This window comes from Bartonella capreoli (assembly GCF_902813205.1).
Taxonomy (GTDB): Bacteria; Pseudomonadota; Alphaproteobacteria; order Rhizobiales; family Rhizobiaceae; genus Bartonella; species Bartonella schoenbuchensis.
In genome coordinates this window covers 14,086-29,933 of sequence record NZ_CADDZX010000003.1, presented here as the reverse complement: position 1 = coordinate 29,933, position 15,848 = coordinate 14,086, and the positions used below count along the sequence as shown (strand labels likewise).

The 15,848-nt window shown below is 36.9% G+C and carries 14 protein-coding genes; 3 read left to right on the top strand and 11 right to left on the bottom strand.

Translation table 11 applies throughout. The features are described from left to right. Nucleotides 1–86: 86 nt before the first annotated feature. A complete protein-coding gene (gene rnd / locus J7R05_RS03580) occupies nucleotides 87–1,241 on the bottom strand; it encodes a ribonuclease D (RefSeq protein WP_208541234.1) in 1,155 nt (384 codons plus the stop codon). 139 nt (nucleotides 1,242–1,380) lie between these two features. Here rnd and aspS point away from each other — a divergent pair, with 139 nt between their 5' ends. After that, on the top strand, nucleotides 1,381–3,171 hold the full coding sequence (gene aspS / locus J7R05_RS03575; protein WP_078689801.1) for an aspartate--tRNA ligase: 1,791 nt from the start codon (nucleotides 1,381–1,383) through the stop codon (nucleotides 3,169–3,171). A 289-nt stretch (nucleotides 3,172–3,460) separates the two neighbouring features. After that, nucleotides 3,461–5,710 carry a DNA topoisomerase IV subunit A gene (parC, locus tag J7R05_RS03570; protein ID WP_208541233.1) on the top strand — a complete coding sequence of 750 codons (2,250 nt, stop codon included), beginning with the start codon at nucleotides 3,461–3,463 and terminating at the stop codon, nucleotides 5,708–5,710. Between the two features lie 120 nt (nucleotides 5,711–5,830). Here parC and J7R05_RS03565 read toward each other — a convergent pair whose 3' ends face one another. From J7R05_RS03565 to rpe, 10 genes are all read right to left on the bottom strand, one after another. Further along, nucleotides 5,831–7,078 (bottom strand): multidrug effflux MFS transporter, encoded by a 1,248-nt coding sequence (locus J7R05_RS03565; RefSeq protein ID WP_208541232.1) that lies wholly within the window; start codon nucleotides 7,076–7,078, stop codon nucleotides 5,831–5,833. Between the two features lie 81 nt (nucleotides 7,079–7,159). Continuing rightward, the gene (gene grxD, locus J7R05_RS03560) at nucleotides 7,160–7,492 is read right to left on the bottom strand and encodes a Grx4 family monothiol glutaredoxin (RefSeq protein ID WP_208541231.1); all 333 of its coding nucleotides are present in this window, start codon (nucleotides 7,490–7,492) and stop codon (nucleotides 7,160–7,162) included. Between the two features lie 100 nt (nucleotides 7,493–7,592). Continuing rightward, the gene (locus J7R05_RS03555; RefSeq protein ID WP_208541230.1) at nucleotides 7,593–7,829 is read right to left on the bottom strand and encodes a BolA/IbaG family iron-sulfur metabolism protein; all 237 of its coding nucleotides are present in this window, start codon (nucleotides 7,827–7,829) and stop codon (nucleotides 7,593–7,595) included. 55 nt (nucleotides 7,830–7,884) lie between these two features. Further along, a complete protein-coding gene (purL, locus tag J7R05_RS03550) occupies nucleotides 7,885–10,095 on the bottom strand; it encodes a phosphoribosylformylglycinamidine synthase subunit PurL (RefSeq protein WP_208541229.1) in 2,211 nt (736 codons plus the stop codon). Between the two features lie 350 nt (nucleotides 10,096–10,445). Then, complete coding sequence (gene purQ, locus J7R05_RS03545) at nucleotides 10,446–11,114, bottom strand: phosphoribosylformylglycinamidine synthase subunit PurQ (protein WP_208541228.1); 669 nt, start codon at nucleotides 11,112–11,114, stop codon at nucleotides 10,446–10,448. A 12-nt stretch (nucleotides 11,115–11,126) separates the two neighbouring features. Then, nucleotides 11,127–11,366 (bottom strand): phosphoribosylformylglycinamidine synthase subunit PurS, encoded by a 240-nt coding sequence (gene purS / locus J7R05_RS03540; protein WP_208541227.1) that lies wholly within the window; start codon nucleotides 11,364–11,366, stop codon nucleotides 11,127–11,129. An 82-nt stretch (nucleotides 11,367–11,448) separates the two neighbouring features. After that, nucleotides 11,449–12,213 (bottom strand): phosphoribosylaminoimidazolesuccinocarboxamide synthase, encoded by a 765-nt coding sequence (purC, locus tag J7R05_RS03535; protein WP_208541334.1) that lies wholly within the window; start codon nucleotides 12,211–12,213, stop codon nucleotides 11,449–11,451. A gap of 305 nt (nucleotides 12,214–12,518) precedes the next feature. After that, nucleotides 12,519–13,067, bottom strand: a complete 549-nt coding sequence (locus J7R05_RS03530) for an RBBP9/YdeN family alpha/beta hydrolase (protein WP_208541226.1) — start codon at nucleotides 13,065–13,067, stop codon at nucleotides 12,519–12,521. A 75-nt stretch (nucleotides 13,068–13,142) separates the two neighbouring features. Continuing rightward, nucleotides 13,143–14,444, bottom strand: coding sequence for an adenylosuccinate lyase (purB, locus tag J7R05_RS03525; protein ID WP_208541225.1), 1,302 nt, complete (start codon nucleotides 14,442–14,444; stop codon nucleotides 13,143–13,145). A 10-nt stretch (nucleotides 14,445–14,454) separates the two neighbouring features. Beyond that, entirely contained in the window at nucleotides 14,455–15,129 is a 675-nt protein-coding gene (gene rpe, locus J7R05_RS03520) for a ribulose-phosphate 3-epimerase (protein ID WP_208541224.1), read from the bottom strand. 155 nt (nucleotides 15,130–15,284) lie between these two features. On the opposite strand from rpe, the gene J7R05_RS03515 reads away from it, so the two are divergent. Then, nucleotides 15,285–15,818 carry a flavin reductase family protein gene (locus J7R05_RS03515; RefSeq protein WP_034990078.1) on the top strand — a complete coding sequence of 178 codons (534 nt, stop codon included), beginning with the start codon at nucleotides 15,285–15,287 and terminating at the stop codon, nucleotides 15,816–15,818. Nucleotides 15,819–15,848: the final 30 nt, after the last annotated feature.

Here is a 15,848-nt window from a genome sequence, read left to right as displayed (position 1 = left end):
AAAGTCTATTATTTTCTGAAATAACAACACATTCAGATTTATTGTATATTTAATGTGTATCTCTCTATAGAAATATCTTTTGTAAGTTAAAGCTGCTTAATTGTTATTTCTCCATTGTGAAAATAAAATGCTAGCTGGCCTTTTAGCATTTGTTCTGCTTTTTGACCAAATATTTCATAACGCCAACCATTCATAGCGGGAATATCTTCCGTTATACCACCATGAGCGATTTTTTCTAAATCATTGGAAGTTGCAATAATCTTAGGAGCAATGTCATTTTCATTTGCAACGAGTTTTAATAATACTTTAAGCAGATCAATTGCAGCAGCTGTTTTATCATGAATAGGATTATGCTTGGGAAGGTCAGGTAAAACAGCAATATCGACTTCAAAACTTTCGTGGATAGCTTTGATTAATGCTTGTGTTGTTGATGGGTGATACCCACTTTTTTTTAGGCTGCGTAAACGTTTTAGTTCAAGTTCGTCTTTGGGTTGTTGAATTGCAAGTTCGATAAGACATTCATCTTTCATAATATGACGACGCGGAACATTATGTTTGCGTGCTTCACGTTCACGCCAAGCAGCAACTTTTTGTAACACAGCCAGTTCACGAGGGGCTTTAACTTTTCCTTTTACTTTTTTCCATGCGTCTTCTTCTGGTATATCGTAAGTTGTTGGTGTTAGAAGAATCTTAAGTTCATCATTCATCCAATGGGTTCGTTTGTTTTTTTCTAATTTCTTTTTCAATGAAAGATAAACGTCTCTTAAGTAAGTTACGTCAGCAAGTGCATAAAGCAATTGTTTTTCAGAGAGGGGGCGGTGGCTCCAGTCTGTAAAGCGAGATGATTTATCAAGGTGATGTCCAGTGCAGCGTTGTACAATTTGATCATAGGAGATAGAATCACCAAATCCACAAATTGATCCTGCTATTTGTGTATCAAATAGAGGGTAGGGGATGATTCCCCCGAGATGATAAATAGTTTCTATATCTTGGCGTGCAGCGTGAAAAACTTTAACAATTTTTTCATCTACCATCAGGTCAAAAAATGATTGTAGATCAATATCCGGTACCATTGGGTCAATAAGCATTGTAACATTTGGAGATGCAAGCTGAATCAGGCACAGTTGAGGCCAAAAGGTTGTTTCGCGGATAAATTCAGTATCTACGGTTACAAAATCAGAATTACTCAAAGCGGCAATTGCAATTTCAAGTTCTGTTGTCTGTGTAATAACTTTCATCACCCTATTATAGCATAAGTAGGTTAAAATTGTCTTTTATTGTGTTTTTTTTCTAGGTTTTTTGGGGGGTGTCTTGACAAGTAGCTGCCAAAAATCGTTTGTAACGCGTATGAAACAATTTATAATTTAAAGGCAGAAAACTATGCACCGTTATCGCAGTCATAATTGCGCCGCGCTTCGTAAATGCGATGTAGGAATACAAGTCCGTCTTTCAGGGTGGGTTTATCGTGTTCGTGACCATGGCGGAATTCTTTTTATTGATTTACGAGATCATTTTGGAATCACACAGATTGTTGTTGATCCTCATTCACCTGCTTTTAAAACTGTTGAGAAGGTGCGTGCTGAATCAGTTATTCGTGTGGATGGGGAAGTGCGTGCACGTGCTGATGAGGTTATTAATGCCACTTTGCCAACGGGTGAGGTTGAAGTTTTTGCAAGTGAGGTGGAAATTCTTTCAAAATCTGATGAACTTCCTCTACCGGTTTTTGGTGAACCTGATTACCCAGAAGATATTCGATTGAAATATCGTTTTCTTGATTTGCGTCGAACAACTATGCACAAGAATATAATGCGTCGCACTGAAATTATTGCTTCCATAAGAAAGCACATGCAAAATTGTGCCTTTACAGAATTTACGACGCCACTTTTAACGGCATCGTCCCCAGAAGGGGCACGCGATTTTTTGGTTCCAAGTCGTATACATCAAGGAAAATTTTATGCACTGCCTCAAGCGCCTCAGCAGTATAAACAGTTATTAATGGTTTCTGGTTTTGATCGTTATTTTCAAATAGCTCCATGTTTTAGAGATGAAGATCCACGTGCAGATCGTTTGCCAGGTGAGTTTTATCAATTAGATGTTGAAATGAGTTTTGTTGAGCAAGAAGATGTTCTTGCAACGATGGAGCCTATTATACGTTCTGTTTTTGAAGAGTTTGCCGATGGAAAGTGTGTTACACAAAGTTTCCCTCGTATTTCATACGATGAAGCAATCCAGAAATATGGTTCAGATAAGCCTGATTTACGCAATCCAATTATTATGGAAAGTGTTTCTCAACATTTTTATGATTCTGGTTTTAAGGTTTTTGCTCAGATTTTAGCGAATGATAAACATGCGCAGGTATGGGCTATTCCAGCTAAAACAGGGGGCAGCCGTTCTTTTTGTGATCGTATGAATGCATGGGCACAAGGTGAGGGGCAGCCCGGTCTTGGCTATATTTTTTGGCGTCAAGAAAACGGAGTCTTTGAGGGAGCTGGTCCTATCGCTAAAAACATTGGTGAGCAGAGGACTGAAGCTATTCGTGCGCAACTTGGGCTTGAAAGTGGTGATGCTTGCTTTTTTGTTGCAGGAAATCCGAAAAAATTTGCGTCTTTCGCTGGTGCTGCGCGTACACGAGTAGGAGAGGAGTTAGATCTTATCGATCATAAATGTTTTTCTTTAGCATGGATTGTTGATTTCCCATTTTTTGAATGGAATGAGGATGAGAAAAAGCTTGATTTTGCACATAATCCTTTTTCAATGCCTCAAGGTGGAAAAGAGGCTATTGATTGTCAAGATCCTCTCACTATCAAAGCTTTTCAGTATGATCTTGTTTGCAATGGTTATGAGATTGCATCAGGTGGAATTCGTAATCATTCACCAGAAATGATGTTGAAGATTTTTAAGCTTGCAGGTCTTTCTGAAGAGGTAGTCGAAGAACGTTTTGGTGGTCTTTATCGTGCATTTCATTATGGCGCTCCACCTCATGGTGGTATGGCTGCTGGTATTGATCGTATCGTAATGCTTTTGCAAGGTGTGAAAAATTTACGTGAAATTTCTTTATTTCCTATGAATCAACAAGCACTTGACCTTTTGATGAGTGCTCCATCTGAAGTTTCTGCTCTACAGTTGTCTGATTTAGGAATTCGAATTGTTCGTACTGCCAAAAATGATTGATAAAATTAGTTGTTATTTTGATGCTAAATTTATTAAAGGTTGTATTTTAAAATGCTAAAAATGAGCTTTATGGGGTAATACTTTCACTTTCTCCTATCGGCTGATAAAATAAATAGTAAATATTCTTTTCTAAATTTTCAGTATTAATCTATTTCCTCATTATTTTTTTACTCACAATGGTTATTTACATAATATAGTTTTTGTAAAATGTTCAGGTACTAAAAATTTTGCACTTAATAGGCCTTATGGCATACTTATTTTTTATTTTGGAAATTTCTATTCACGTATTATGTCAGTTAAAATGAGTCAGCCTTTTGATAAAGAATGTATTGAGCCAGTAGAATTGTGTTCTGCTTTGCAGGAACGCTATTTGGCCTATGCGCTTTCTACCATTACACACCGTGCATTACCTGATGTACGAGATGGGTTAAAACCAGTACATCGGCGTATTATCCATGCGATGCGTTTGTTAAAGCTTAATCCTGGACAGTCTTATGCTAAATGTGCGCGGATTGTGGGTGATGTGATGGGTAAATTTCATCCTCATGGTGATGCGTCTATTTATGATGCATTAGTACGCTTAGCTCAGGATTTTGCTGTTCGTTACCCATTAGTTGATGGGCAGGGCAATTTTGGTAATATTGACGGTGATAATGCCGCAGCCATGCGTTATACAGAAGCACGTATGACTGAAGTTGCAGCATTGTTACTTGAAGGGATTAATGAAGACTCCATTGATTTTCGTTTGACTTATAATGAGGAAGATGAAGAGCCTGTTGTTTTACCAGGTGCTTTTCCTAATCTTTTAGCCAATGGTTCATCAGGTATTGCTGTTGGTATGGCGACATCTATTCCACCACATAATGTTGCTGAATTATGTGATGCGGCATTGCATTTAATTGCTCACCCCAATGCAAACAATGAGGATTTAAATAAGTTTGTACTTGGACCTGATTTTCCAACAGGTGGTATTTTAGTTGAGCCTAAAAAGAGTATTGAAGAATCATATCGTACAGGGCGTGGATTATTTCGGTTGCGTTCGCGTTGGCATCAAGAACAAAGTAGCCGTGGTTCTTATGTCATTGTTGTTACTGAAATTCCGTATCAAGTACAAAAATCACGTCTTATTGAAAAAACGGCAGAATTATTACTTGCACGGCGCTTGCCAATGCTTGAAGACATTCATGACGAATCTGCAGAAGATATCCGTATTGTCCTTGTTCCCAAAAATCGTACAGTTGATGCTGAGCTCTTAATGGAGTCACTTTTCAAATTGACTGATTTTGAGGTGAGATTTCCTCTTAATCTCAATGTTTTGACTTTAGGTAAAGTACCTAATGTTCTTTCTTTACGTGAAAGTTTACAGCAATGGCTTGAACACCGTAAAGAGGTACTTGTTCGTCGCTCAAGTTATCGACTTAATGAAATTAATCGTCGATTGGAAATTCTTAATGGATATCTTATTGCGTATTTGAATCTTGATGAGGTGATCCAAATTCTTCGTGAAGAAGACGAACCCAAAAAAGAATTAATCGAACATTTTAAATTAACAGATAATCAGGCTGAAGCTATTCTTAATATGCGGTTGCGTTCTTTACGGAAACTTGAAGAGTTTGAAATTCGTAAAGAATTTGAGTCTCTTAAGACTGAAGAAGCACAATTGCAAGCCCTATTAGCCTCCAATATAAAACAGTGGAAAATGATTTCAGATGAAATCACAAAAGTTCGGAAAATTTTTGGGCCTGAAACTATTTTAGGCAAAAGACGTACAACGTTTGAGGATACCCCAAAGCACGATATTTATGATATTCAGCAAGCAATGATTGAAAGAGAACCGGTAACTATTATTATTTCTGAAAAAGGTTGGATGCGAGCTTTAAAGGGCCATTTGAATGATTACAAAATGCTTTCTTTTAAAGAGGGGGATTGCTTAAAATTAGCATTACCGGCATTTACAACAGATAAAATTGTTGTGGTAAGTACTGGTGGAAAATTTTTTACTATTAGTGCAAATGTTTTGCCTGGAGGAAGAGGGCACGGTGAACCAATTCGTATTTTAGTGGATATGGATGGTGAACACGATATTTTAACAGCCTTTGTACATAATGCGCAAGAAAAGCGGCTTTTGGTTTCAGCTTATGGAAATGGTTTTATTGTTTCTGAAAATGAAGTGATAGCCAATACGCGAAAAGGAAAGCAAATTATGCATGTGAAGTCTCCTGATAAAGTAAAACTTTGCGTTCCGGTAAATGGTGATTATGTGGCAGTGGTTGGAGAAAACCGTAAAATGCTTATCTTTGCCATAGAGCAAATACCAGAAATGAGCCGTGGTAAAGGTGTTCGTTTGCAACGTTACAAAGATGGTGGTGTTGTTGATGCCAAAACCTTTAATTTGTCAGAAGGTTTAAGTTGGCAAGATACAGCTGAACGCAGTTTTAATCGCCAGTCTGATGAGCTTATTGAGTGGATGGGAACACGTGCTGGAGTGGGCCGCTTGGTTCCAAAAGGATTTCCAAAATCAGGAAAATTTTCTAATTAATATGATGGTAGCATATTAAATCATTAGCTTAAAGTATATAACAAAAAGCTCTTTTAAATTTTTAGATTTATTGGCAGTATAATTAAAGGGATTATTATAAAATCCCTTTAAGAGCTATATTTATTTAGAGTGATGTTTACTAAAAAGATTTCCACGCTCAGCCCATAATACAAGAAAGATAGCTATGAGACTGAGAAAGAAAAATCCTGCTGAATTGGGGATCATTGTTTCATCAAAGTGTTGTGCGATGAAGAAGCCGATACCTGTAGCGATGGATGTTTGAAGAAAACCAGATACAGAGGCTGCTGTTCCAGCAATTTTTCCTAAAGGTTCAAGAGCAAGTGTATTGAAATTGGCCATAATACCACCGCACGTAAACATTAGTATAGAATACAATAGCATGTAAAAAGAAAAAGAGATAATACCACCTGTTAAAATTGATGCGATAAACCAGACGCATGAAATGGTACAAAATAGTAAAAGCATACTATGACCGATGCACCGCATTCCAAGACGATGAACAAGACGAGAATTTAAGAAAGCTGATACTGCTTGAAATGCAGCACTGGCTGCAAAAGCTACAGGGAACAAAACTCCCAAGTTATAGATTCCTTCATATATTTGTTGCGATGTGTTAACAGCAATAAAGATGCAACCTAACATAATGGAAGTAGCAAGCGTGTAACAAAGTGCACTCCGATTTGTAATGACAAGGCATAAACCATCTTTAATAGAAGAAAAAGAAAGAGAGCGTTGTGTATGGAGAGTTTCAGGTAAGCGCAAGTAAATCCAAATCATCAACCCAAAACCAATAAATGCCATGAATATAAAAATAAGTTGCCAATATTCAAAAAATAAAATCGTTTGTCCTATTATTGGTCCAAGCATTGTTGCAATGAGGAAAACCATCATGACTATGGACATAACTTCTGCCATTTCTCGACCGTTGTAGAGATCTCGTACCATAGAGATTGTAAGCACACGCATTGCAGCACCCCCAATGCCTTGCAAAATGCGTAGAATAAGTAACAAAGGAAAACTTGTTACATACGCACAGCCAAGTGCTGTTAATGAATAAAGGGTAAGGCCCATGAGAACAAGTTTACGCCGCCCGAAACGGTCACTTATTGGGCCAAAAAATATTTGTGTAACACCAAAGCTGATAAGATAGCAAGAAATGATATAATGCTGATCATTTTCGTTAATAATATTAAAGCTATTTAAAATATTAGGCATAGCTGGCAGCATAATATCAATGGCTATAGAATTAATTGCCATCAGTGCTGCAATGATAATGACAAATTCTTTATATCCAATTCTTTTCTTGATTGCATCTATATGCTTTTGTTCGTCAACTGAATACGACATATACACCCTTTAAAATAAAAAAACTCTGATCTGACTTGAATAGCAGCTCACTTAAGAGGCTGAATAAAATTAAAGTTAATTCTATGATATATTAAAGGTAATGTTTTTTTCTTTGAGTAGTTTTTGTAACTCATCACTTTGAAACATTTCTTTAATAATGTCACAACCACCAATAAATTCACCTTTGATATAAAGTTGTGGAATTGTTGGCCAATTTGAATAATCTTTTATTCCCTGACGCAATTCATCAGAAGTTAAAACATTAATTCCTTTATAGTGTAATCCTAAATAGTCAAGAATTTGAACAACTTGCCCAGAAAATCCACATTGCGGAGCATTAGGTGTTCCTTTCATGAATAAAACGACATCGTTTGTTTTAATTTCATTATCAATAAAATCATAAGCAGTAGTCATTTTTATTCCTTATATTGGCTAACATTTTAGGAAAATTACAGTTGTATTGGTCTTATTTTAAATCGTATTAACAAAATGAATGCAAGAAGAAATTTTTAGATTATTTATTAGGTACACTTGTTTGAAGTGCTAAAGCATGAAGAGCACTTCCCATATTACCTTTAAGAGCATCATAAACCATTTTGTGCTGCTGAACACGGCTTTTACCCCGAAAACTTTCTGAAATAACTTCTGCAGCGTAATGTTCACCGTCTCCTGCAAGATCATGGATTGTTACTTTTGCATCGGGGATGCCTTCACGAATAAGAGCTTCAATTGCATGAGCATTCATTGCCATGAGTTATTCTCCTCTATTTATTTGTTATTTTTATATAGCCAATGGAAATAAATCATTATTTATCACCCATAAACTCTGGAAACCAGCTTTCATAAGCTTGCGTCAGTTCAGATACTGGAAGTGTTAATACATCTTGTATGTCAAGTGCATTGCCTTCAACTGTACCAAGCTCCATTAAAGAAACTTCGCTTGTTTGAGCAAGTGTTTTAAGGTCATTAAATTTATTGGGATTAACTGCTAATACGTAACGTCCTTGGTCTTCACCAAAAAGTTCAGCATAATGTGGTAATTTGTTGCTTAATTTTGCTTTAATTCCTTTATTTGCTTTAATTACCATTTCCGCAAGAGCAATGGCCAGTCCTCCATCGGAAATATCATGAGCTGCATGAATAAAACCACAATCAATAACATCGCGAACAAATTGACCATTCTTTTTTTCAAGCTGTAAATCCACATAAGGCGGTGCGCCAGCCTCAATATTTAAAATATCACGTGCGTAGATTGATTGTCCTAAATGTGAGCCACAAGGCCCAATTAAAACTATAATATCTCCGTTTTGCATATTATTTATTGTAGCCATTTTTGACCAATCATTAAGAATACCAACACCAGCGATTGTAGGTGTAGGAAGAATTTCTTCTCCATTGGTTTCGTTATAAAGGGAAACATTTCCTGAAACGATTGGAAAATCGAGTACCCTACAAGCTTCACCTATACCTTTAATGGCAAAAACTAGCTGCCCCATAACTTCAGGTTTTTCAGGATTGCCAAAATTGAGATTATCAGTAGCGGCTAGTGGTGTTGCACCTGTGGTACTAATATTGCGCCAACATTCTGCAACAGCTTGTTTTCCCCCTTCATAAGGGTCGGCTTCACAATAGCGAGGTGTTACATCAGAGGAAAAAGCAAGAGCACGTTTGTCGCTACTGTCTATGCGGATAACACCTGCGTCACCCCCTGGGCGAGTGAGGCTGTTACTCTGAATAATTGTATCATACTGTTCATAAACCCATCGCCGTGAACTTTGATTGGCAGAGTTTAGTAAGGTAAGCAGTGCATCACCGAGGTTTTCAACTTTTTTAACTTCTTCTACTCTAAGAATTGGCTTTTTAGGAGGCTCTATCCAAGGGCGATCATAAGCTGGGGCTTCATCTCCAAGTTCTTTAATTGGTAGATTAGCCACTTCTTGCCCTTGGTGTAATACGCGGAAACGTAAATCATTTGTTGTTTTTCCAATGATAGCAAAATGAAGCCCCCATTTATTAAAAATCTCAGATGCTTGCTTTTCAAGTTCTGGTTTAAGAACCATAAGCATACGTTCTTGACTTTCAGAAAGCATCATTTCATAGGCTGTCATATTTTCTTCACGAACAGGTACGTTATCAAGATTTAGCTCTATTCCTAAATCTCCTTTTGCACCCATTTCAACTGCAGAGCATGTTAACCCTGCTGCACCCATATCTTGAATACCAATAACGGCTCCTAATGCCATCAATTCTAAACAAGCTTCAAGCAGGCATTTTTCAGTGAAAGGATCACCCACTTGAACAGTCGGGCGTTTTTCATTGATTGTATCGTCAAATTCAGCAGAAGCCATTGTAGCTCCACCAACACCGTCACGTCCTGTCTTGGCACCAAGATAAACAATAGGAAGTCCTACACCTTGCGCTTTGGAATAAAAAATAGAATCTGTTTTTGCTATACCAGCCGCGAAAGCGTTAACAAGAATATTGCCATTATAACGCTTGTCAAAATTGACTTCTCCACCAACAGTAGGGACACCAAAAGCGTTGCCATAACCACCAATTCCAGAAACAACACCTGAAACCAGATAACGCGTTCGGGGATGATCAGGAGATCCAAATCGTAATGCATTCATACTTGCAACAGGGCGAGCACCCATTGTAAAAACATCACGTAAAATGCCGCCAATACCTGTTGCTGCACCTTGATAAGGTTCAATGTAAGAGGGATGGTTATGACTTTCCATTTTGAAAACCACACATTGATTATTGCCTATATCAACAACGCCAGCATTTTCTCCAGGACCTTGAATGACACACTTTCCTTTTGTCGGTAAAGTTTTGAGCCATTTTTTAGAAGATTTATATGAACAATGCTCGTTCCACATTGCAGAAAAAATTCCAAGCTCAGTTAGTGTTGGTTCTCTCCCGATTAACTCTAAAATATGTTGGTATTCATCGGGTTTTAAGCCATGTTGTGCGATTAATTCTGGTGTAATGGCAATGTTATTGCGAAAGTTCATTAGTATTTCCGTTATATTGATCAGATTTAATATGTATTATCACTTTTAATCTAAGTTGTTTGGTGTATTGGTAATTTCATTATTTGATAATGAAGCTATTAAAGGACTATAAGTTAAGGCTTTAATTAGTTCTGCTTTAACAAACTCAGGGGTCAAATTTTTTAAAAAATTATAAAGCACGATTGAAACACGAAAGTCATTTGAGCTTGAATAATAAGCATAAAATTTAAAAGAAGGACCAAATTTATAGTGAAACTTTGAGCTTTCAAACCACACCTGATGTGTATTTGGAATAATATATTTCATTATTGTAAGTGTAGAAATTTGCTTAGTAAGGTTCACTTCATACATTAATTTTTCGATTCTAAAACACTTTGAAACAATAAGCGGCCATCACCACCACCATGCGCAGTTTCAATGAAATTTTCAGGATGAGGCATTATACCAAGAACATTGCCAGTTTTATTGACGATACCGGCAATATCATTAATTGAACCATTGGGATTTGTATTTTCTGCATAACGGAAAACAATTTGCTTATTGTCTTCCATTTGCTTCAATGTATCATTATCAACGAAGTAATTTCCATCGTGATGGGCAACAGGGCAGCGAATAATTTGTCCTTTAGAATAGCATCGAGAAAATTTTGTATCAGCATTAGCGACTTCAAGTTTTATTTCACGACAAACAAATTTCAACGAAGCATTGCGCATTAAAGCGCCTGGTAGCAATCCGGATTCTAGCAAAATTTGAAAACCATTACATACCCCCATAATCATGACGCCTTTTTGTGCTTTTTTACGCACAGCTTGCATAACTGGCATTCGCGCACCAATAGCGCCACATCTTAAATAGTCACCATAGGAAAAACCACCAGGAATAACAATCATATCAACCTCTGGAATTGTTGTTTCTGTTTGCCAAATCTTGAGAGGTTGAATGCCTGTTATGTGATGTAATGCCGCAATCATATCTTGATCGCGATTTAATCCAGGTAATTGAATAATAGCAGTTTTCATCAAGTGACCCGATCAAAGAAGTTCTATAGTGTAGTTTTCAATGACAGTATTTACAAGCAATTGTTCACACATTTGTTTAAGTTTTTGTTTTGCTGTTTCAGCGGGTATATTATCGAGAATGATATCGAACACTTTTCCTTGGCGAATAGATTGAATACCGGTAAAAGCTAAACTATTTAAAGCACTAGTGATCGCTTCTCCTTGAGGGTCAAGAACGCTGCTTTTTAAGGTAACTATAATGCGTGCTTTCATTTTTATTTCCTGTTATTTAAAGCATTTTTTAAAAGAATAGCTCTTTTTTATAAAGCAAGGCTATATTGCATTACTTTGTTTCTCATTTAACTAAAACTGGACCGCTTGGCCGTTGAGGGTCATTTTTATTCATAATACCAAGACGCTTTGCAACATCTTGATAAGCATTAATAAGCCCACCCATGTCACGACGAAAACGATCTTTATCCATTTTTTCTCGTGTTTGCACATCCCATAAACGAGCAGAATCAGGTGAAATTTCATCAGCAAGAACGATACGCATCGTTTCACCTTCCCATAAACGACCAAATTCTATTTTGAAATCAATCAATTGAATACCAACGCCTGCAAAAAGCCCAGAGAGAAAATCGTTAATGCGAATTGAAAGTTGCATAATTTCTTCTATTTCTTGCGGAGCAGACCACCCAAAAGCAGTAATATGTTCTTCCGTTACCATTGGGTCATCAAGAGAATCGTTTTTATAGTAAAATTCGATAATAGATTGTGGAAGAACTGTTCCTTCTTCTAGCCCTAAGCGCTTAGAAAGGGAACCTGCAGCGACATTACGTACAACAACTTCTAGCGGAATAATTTCGACTGCTTTGATAAGCTGTTCACGCATATTGATCCGTTTGATAAAGTGTGTTGGGATACCTAAACGGCCAAGTTGGGTAAAAATATACTCTGAAATACGATTATTTAAGACTCCTTTACCATCAATGATTTCATGTTTTTTTGCATTAAATGCAGTTGCGTCATCTTTAAAAAATTGAATATAGGTACCCGGTTCAGGCCCTTCATATAGGATTTTAGCCTTACCTTCATAAATGCGGTGACGACGATTCATCATAATTCTCTATTCGTTGAAAAATCTTAATATTGTTGATAAAATAGTATCTTAATTAGCAACAATTCTCAATGAATTGCTATAATGTTTACTACAATTTTTATTATTTAAGGCATATTAAATGAGATTTAAACTTTTATAGTCTGGCAAAAACATTAATGCAATCAGGCAAAGTGAATATTTTTATGTTTTTCAGCATAAATCAGTGCAGGCAAAAATATTTAAGCTTCTTATAGAGTATGTGTTAAGTAATATTGGGTAAAGTAATATAAAATGTATTATTCTGAGAATAATTCATATTACCTTTAAAGTTTTGCAAGAAAATGGGAGAAAATTATAAGTCCTTCAGGCCAAGGACCATGGCCAGATTCCACGTTAATATGTCCAGACTGTCCAGCATCAACAAAAAGCGCATTCCAGTCTTTTGCAAGATTTTCTGCTACTGAGAATTGGCAAAATTTATCATTGCGACTGGCAATAACCACTGAAGGGAAGGGGAGTTTCTTGCGATGATATGGACCAAATGTCATTAGATGTTTGGGGCGTATTTCTTTATTTTCTACATCTGGTGGGGCAACAAAGAAAGCACCACAAATTTTTTGTGCATTTTGAGCAATTGCGTGAATAACTGTTGGCACTCCCAATGAGTGAGCAATAATAACAACAGGTTTATTGGCTTGTGTGATGGCATTTTTTACTTCATGAATCCATTCTTCACACACAGGTTTTGACCAATGGGCTTGTTGAACACGCCGAGCAGTAGATAATTTTTGTTCCCAACGTGTTTGCCAATGATCCGGACCAGATCCTTTATAGCCGGGAACAATAAGAATATCGAGTTGATTTGCTTTCATGAATGTCTTTCTTTATGAAAACGTACTTTGAACTAGCAAAAACAAAAGATTTTTATTTTTTTACAGTTGTTACTATTATCCAAACACACGTCTAAAAATTGTATCAACATGTTTAGTATGGTAAGCAAGGTCAAATTTTTCGCGAAGATCTGCTTCATTTAAAGCTTTTGTGACATCTTCATCTTTTAACAATTCTTCTAAAAAATCTTTTCCTTGTTCCCAAACTTTCATCGCATTTCGCTGAACAATGTGATAAGCATTTTCACGACTTATACCAGCTTGTGTAAGCGCTAGAAGCACACGTTGTGAATGAATAAGACCACGGAATTTATTGAGATTTTTTTGCATATTTTCTGGATAAACGATTAAATTTTCAATCACAGATGTTAATCGAGAAAGAGCAAAATCAAGCGTAATGGTAGCATCAGGGCCAATATAACGTTCAACAGATGAATGTGAAATGTCACGTTCATGCCAAAGCGCAACATTTTCCATAGCAGGTACTGCAAATGCGCGCACCATACGTGCCAGTCCAGTTAAATTTTCTGTTAAAACTGGATTACGTTTATGAGGCATAGCAGATGAACCTTTTTGCCCAGGTGAGAAATATTCTTCTACTTCAAGAACTTCTGTTCTATGCAGATGACGTATTTCTATGGCTAACCTTTCGATAGATGAAGCAATGACTCCAAGTGTTGCAAAGAACATAGCGTGACGATCACGTGGTATTACTTGGGTAGAAACAGGTTCGACACGTATACCTAATGCTTGTGCTACATGTTCTTCAACGCGGGGGTCAATATTTGCAAAAGTGCCAACAGCTCCTGAAATAGCACAAGTGGCAATTTCTTCCCTTGCAGCAAGCAAACGTTTGTGACAACGGAGAAATTCAGCATATGCAAGGGCAAGTTTAGCTCCAAATGTTGTAGGCTCGGCGTGAATGCCATGACTACGTCCAATAGTAATTGTCTCTTTATGTTCAAAGGCACGTTTTTTTAGCACTTCAAGAAGTTGATTTATATCTCTCAACAAAATATCGCTGGCACGCATTAATTGAACATTGAATGCTGTATCTAAAACATCTGATGATGTCATACCTTGATGAATAAAACGAGATTCTGGCCCAATAAATTCAGCTAAGTGGGTTAAAAATGCTATAACATCATGCTTTGTAGTCGCTTCAATTTCATTAATACGATTAATATCAAATTCAGCTGCTGCACCTTTTTCCCAAATGATTTTAGCTGATTTTTCTGGAATAACACCAAGTTGAGCTAACGCGTCACAAGCATGTGCTTCAATTTCAAACCAAATACGGTATTTAGTTTCTGGTGACCAAATTGCTACCATTTCAGGGCGAGAATAACGCTCGATCATGATTTTTTCCTTATTGTGAGAGTTTTGCTGCTTGGCGCAGTGCGTTAATGCGTGTTTTATAAAGATCTTTGTTACCATTTTTATAAATTGCAGATCCTGCAACAAATGCATTTGCACCAGCTTTTGCAGCTATTCCAATTGTATCAACTGTAATGCCACCATCAACTTCAAGATCAATAGGTCGATTGGCCATCATATTTTTTACTCGTTCGATTTTATTTTTCATTTCTGGGATGAAGCTTTGTCCACCAAAACCTGGATTGACAGTCATAATAAGAATGAGATCTAATTGATCAAGCAAATACTCCAGCACATGTTCTGGCGTGCTTGGGTTGATTGAAACCCCAGCCTTTTTTCCCATCGCTTTAATTGTTTGCAGTGAACGATGAATATGAGGACCTGCTTCAGCGTGAATGGTTATAATATCTGCGCCAGCTTGCGCAAAGGCTTCAAGATAAGGATCTACAGGTGCTATCATGAGGTGAACATCAAATATTGCTTTAGTTAGTGGGCGTAATGCTTTGACGACATCAGGGCCAAAGGTGATATTAGGAACAAAGTGGCCATCCATAATATCAAGGTGAAGCCAGTCTGCGCCAGCATCAACAACATCTGATATTTCCTGACCGAGCTTAGAAAAATCAGCAGCCAAGAGTGAGGGTGAAATGAAATGGGGACGGGGCATTAAGATCTCCTGAGTGAGCCCTTTTTAGCGTATAATATTGTGTGATAAAATATACATTTTTGTTGCTCATATATGATATAAAAGAATAAGAATATGTAATAAATCAATTTATTGAAATATCCATTGAAATTTTGAAAGCTATCTAAGTGAAAAATATGCAAAATCATACAAAAGATTTAATGCCTAAATTTCAACAAGTTGCTACGGTTTCTTCACAAGAATATCGGGATACTATGAGTTGTCTGGCAGGGGCAGTACATATTGTAACGACAAATGGTGCTAAAGGAAAGCGTGGGGTAACAGTTTCAGCTTGTTGTTCTTTATCAGATGATCCTCCGATGCTTCTTGTTTGCTTAATGCGGCATAATCCTGAAAATAAGCTGTTTATGGAAAATGGAAATTTTTGTGTCAATAGCTTAGCAGGAAAACATCGTTCATTATCAGAAGTTTTTTCTGGACGCTGTGGTTTTACACAAACTGAACGCTTTAATACAGCTCAATGGAATGTTTTACAGACTGGTGCACCTAGCTTATCAGGTGCCTTGGCTTCATTTGACTGCCGTTTGATTTGTTGGCACCAACATGCGACTCATTATATTTTGATTGGTGAAGTTGTTGCGATAAACCGTAATCAAGAAAAAGACGCTTTAATGTATTTTAATCGTGACTATCATGTTTTGTCTTTATAATTTCTGCTTTGTTATTGGGTAAGTTTTGGT

Bases quoted from the DNA above. Each gene is read 5' to 3' on its own strand.
- purL (WP_208541229.1), bottom strand. From the start codon at position 10,095: ATGAACTTTCGCAATAACATTGCCATTACACCAGAATTAATCGCACAA.
- parC (WP_208541233.1), top strand. From the start codon at position 3,461: ATGTCAGTTAAAATGAGTCAGCCTTTTGATAAAGAATGTATTGAGCCA.
- J7R05_RS03515 (WP_034990078.1), top strand. From the start codon at position 15,285: ATGCAAAATCATACAAAAGATTTAATGCCTAAATTTCAACAAGTTGCT.
- J7R05_RS03565 (WP_208541232.1), bottom strand. From the start codon at position 7,078: ATGTCGTATTCAGTTGACGAACAAAAGCATATAGATGCAATCAAGAAA.
- purQ (WP_208541228.1), bottom strand. From the start codon at position 11,114: ATGAAAACTGCTATTATTCAATTACCTGGATTAAATCGCGATCAAGAT.
- grxD (WP_208541231.1), bottom strand. From the start codon at position 7,492: ATGACTACTGCTTATGATTTTATTGATAATGAAATTAAAACAAACGAT.
- rpe (WP_208541224.1), bottom strand. From the start codon at position 15,129: ATGCCCCGTCCCCATTTCATTTCACCCTCACTCTTGGCTGCTGATTTT.
- J7R05_RS03555 (WP_208541230.1), bottom strand. From the start codon at position 7,829: ATGGCAATGAATGCTCATGCAATTGAAGCTCTTATTCGTGAAGGCATC.
- purB (WP_208541225.1), bottom strand. From the start codon at position 14,444: ATGATCGAGCGTTATTCTCGCCCTGAAATGGTAGCAATTTGGTCACCA.
- J7R05_RS03530 (WP_208541226.1), bottom strand. From the start codon at position 13,067: ATGAAAGCAAATCAACTCGATATTCTTATTGTTCCCGGCTATAAAGGA.
- purC (WP_208541334.1), bottom strand. From the start codon at position 12,213: ATGAATCGTCGTCACCGCATTTATGAAGGTAAGGCTAAAATCCTATAT.
- purS (WP_208541227.1), bottom strand. From the start codon at position 11,366: ATGAAAGCACGCATTATAGTTACCTTAAAAAGCAGCGTTCTTGACCCT.
- aspS (WP_078689801.1), top strand. From the start codon at position 1,381: ATGCACCGTTATCGCAGTCATAATTGCGCCGCGCTTCGTAAATGCGAT.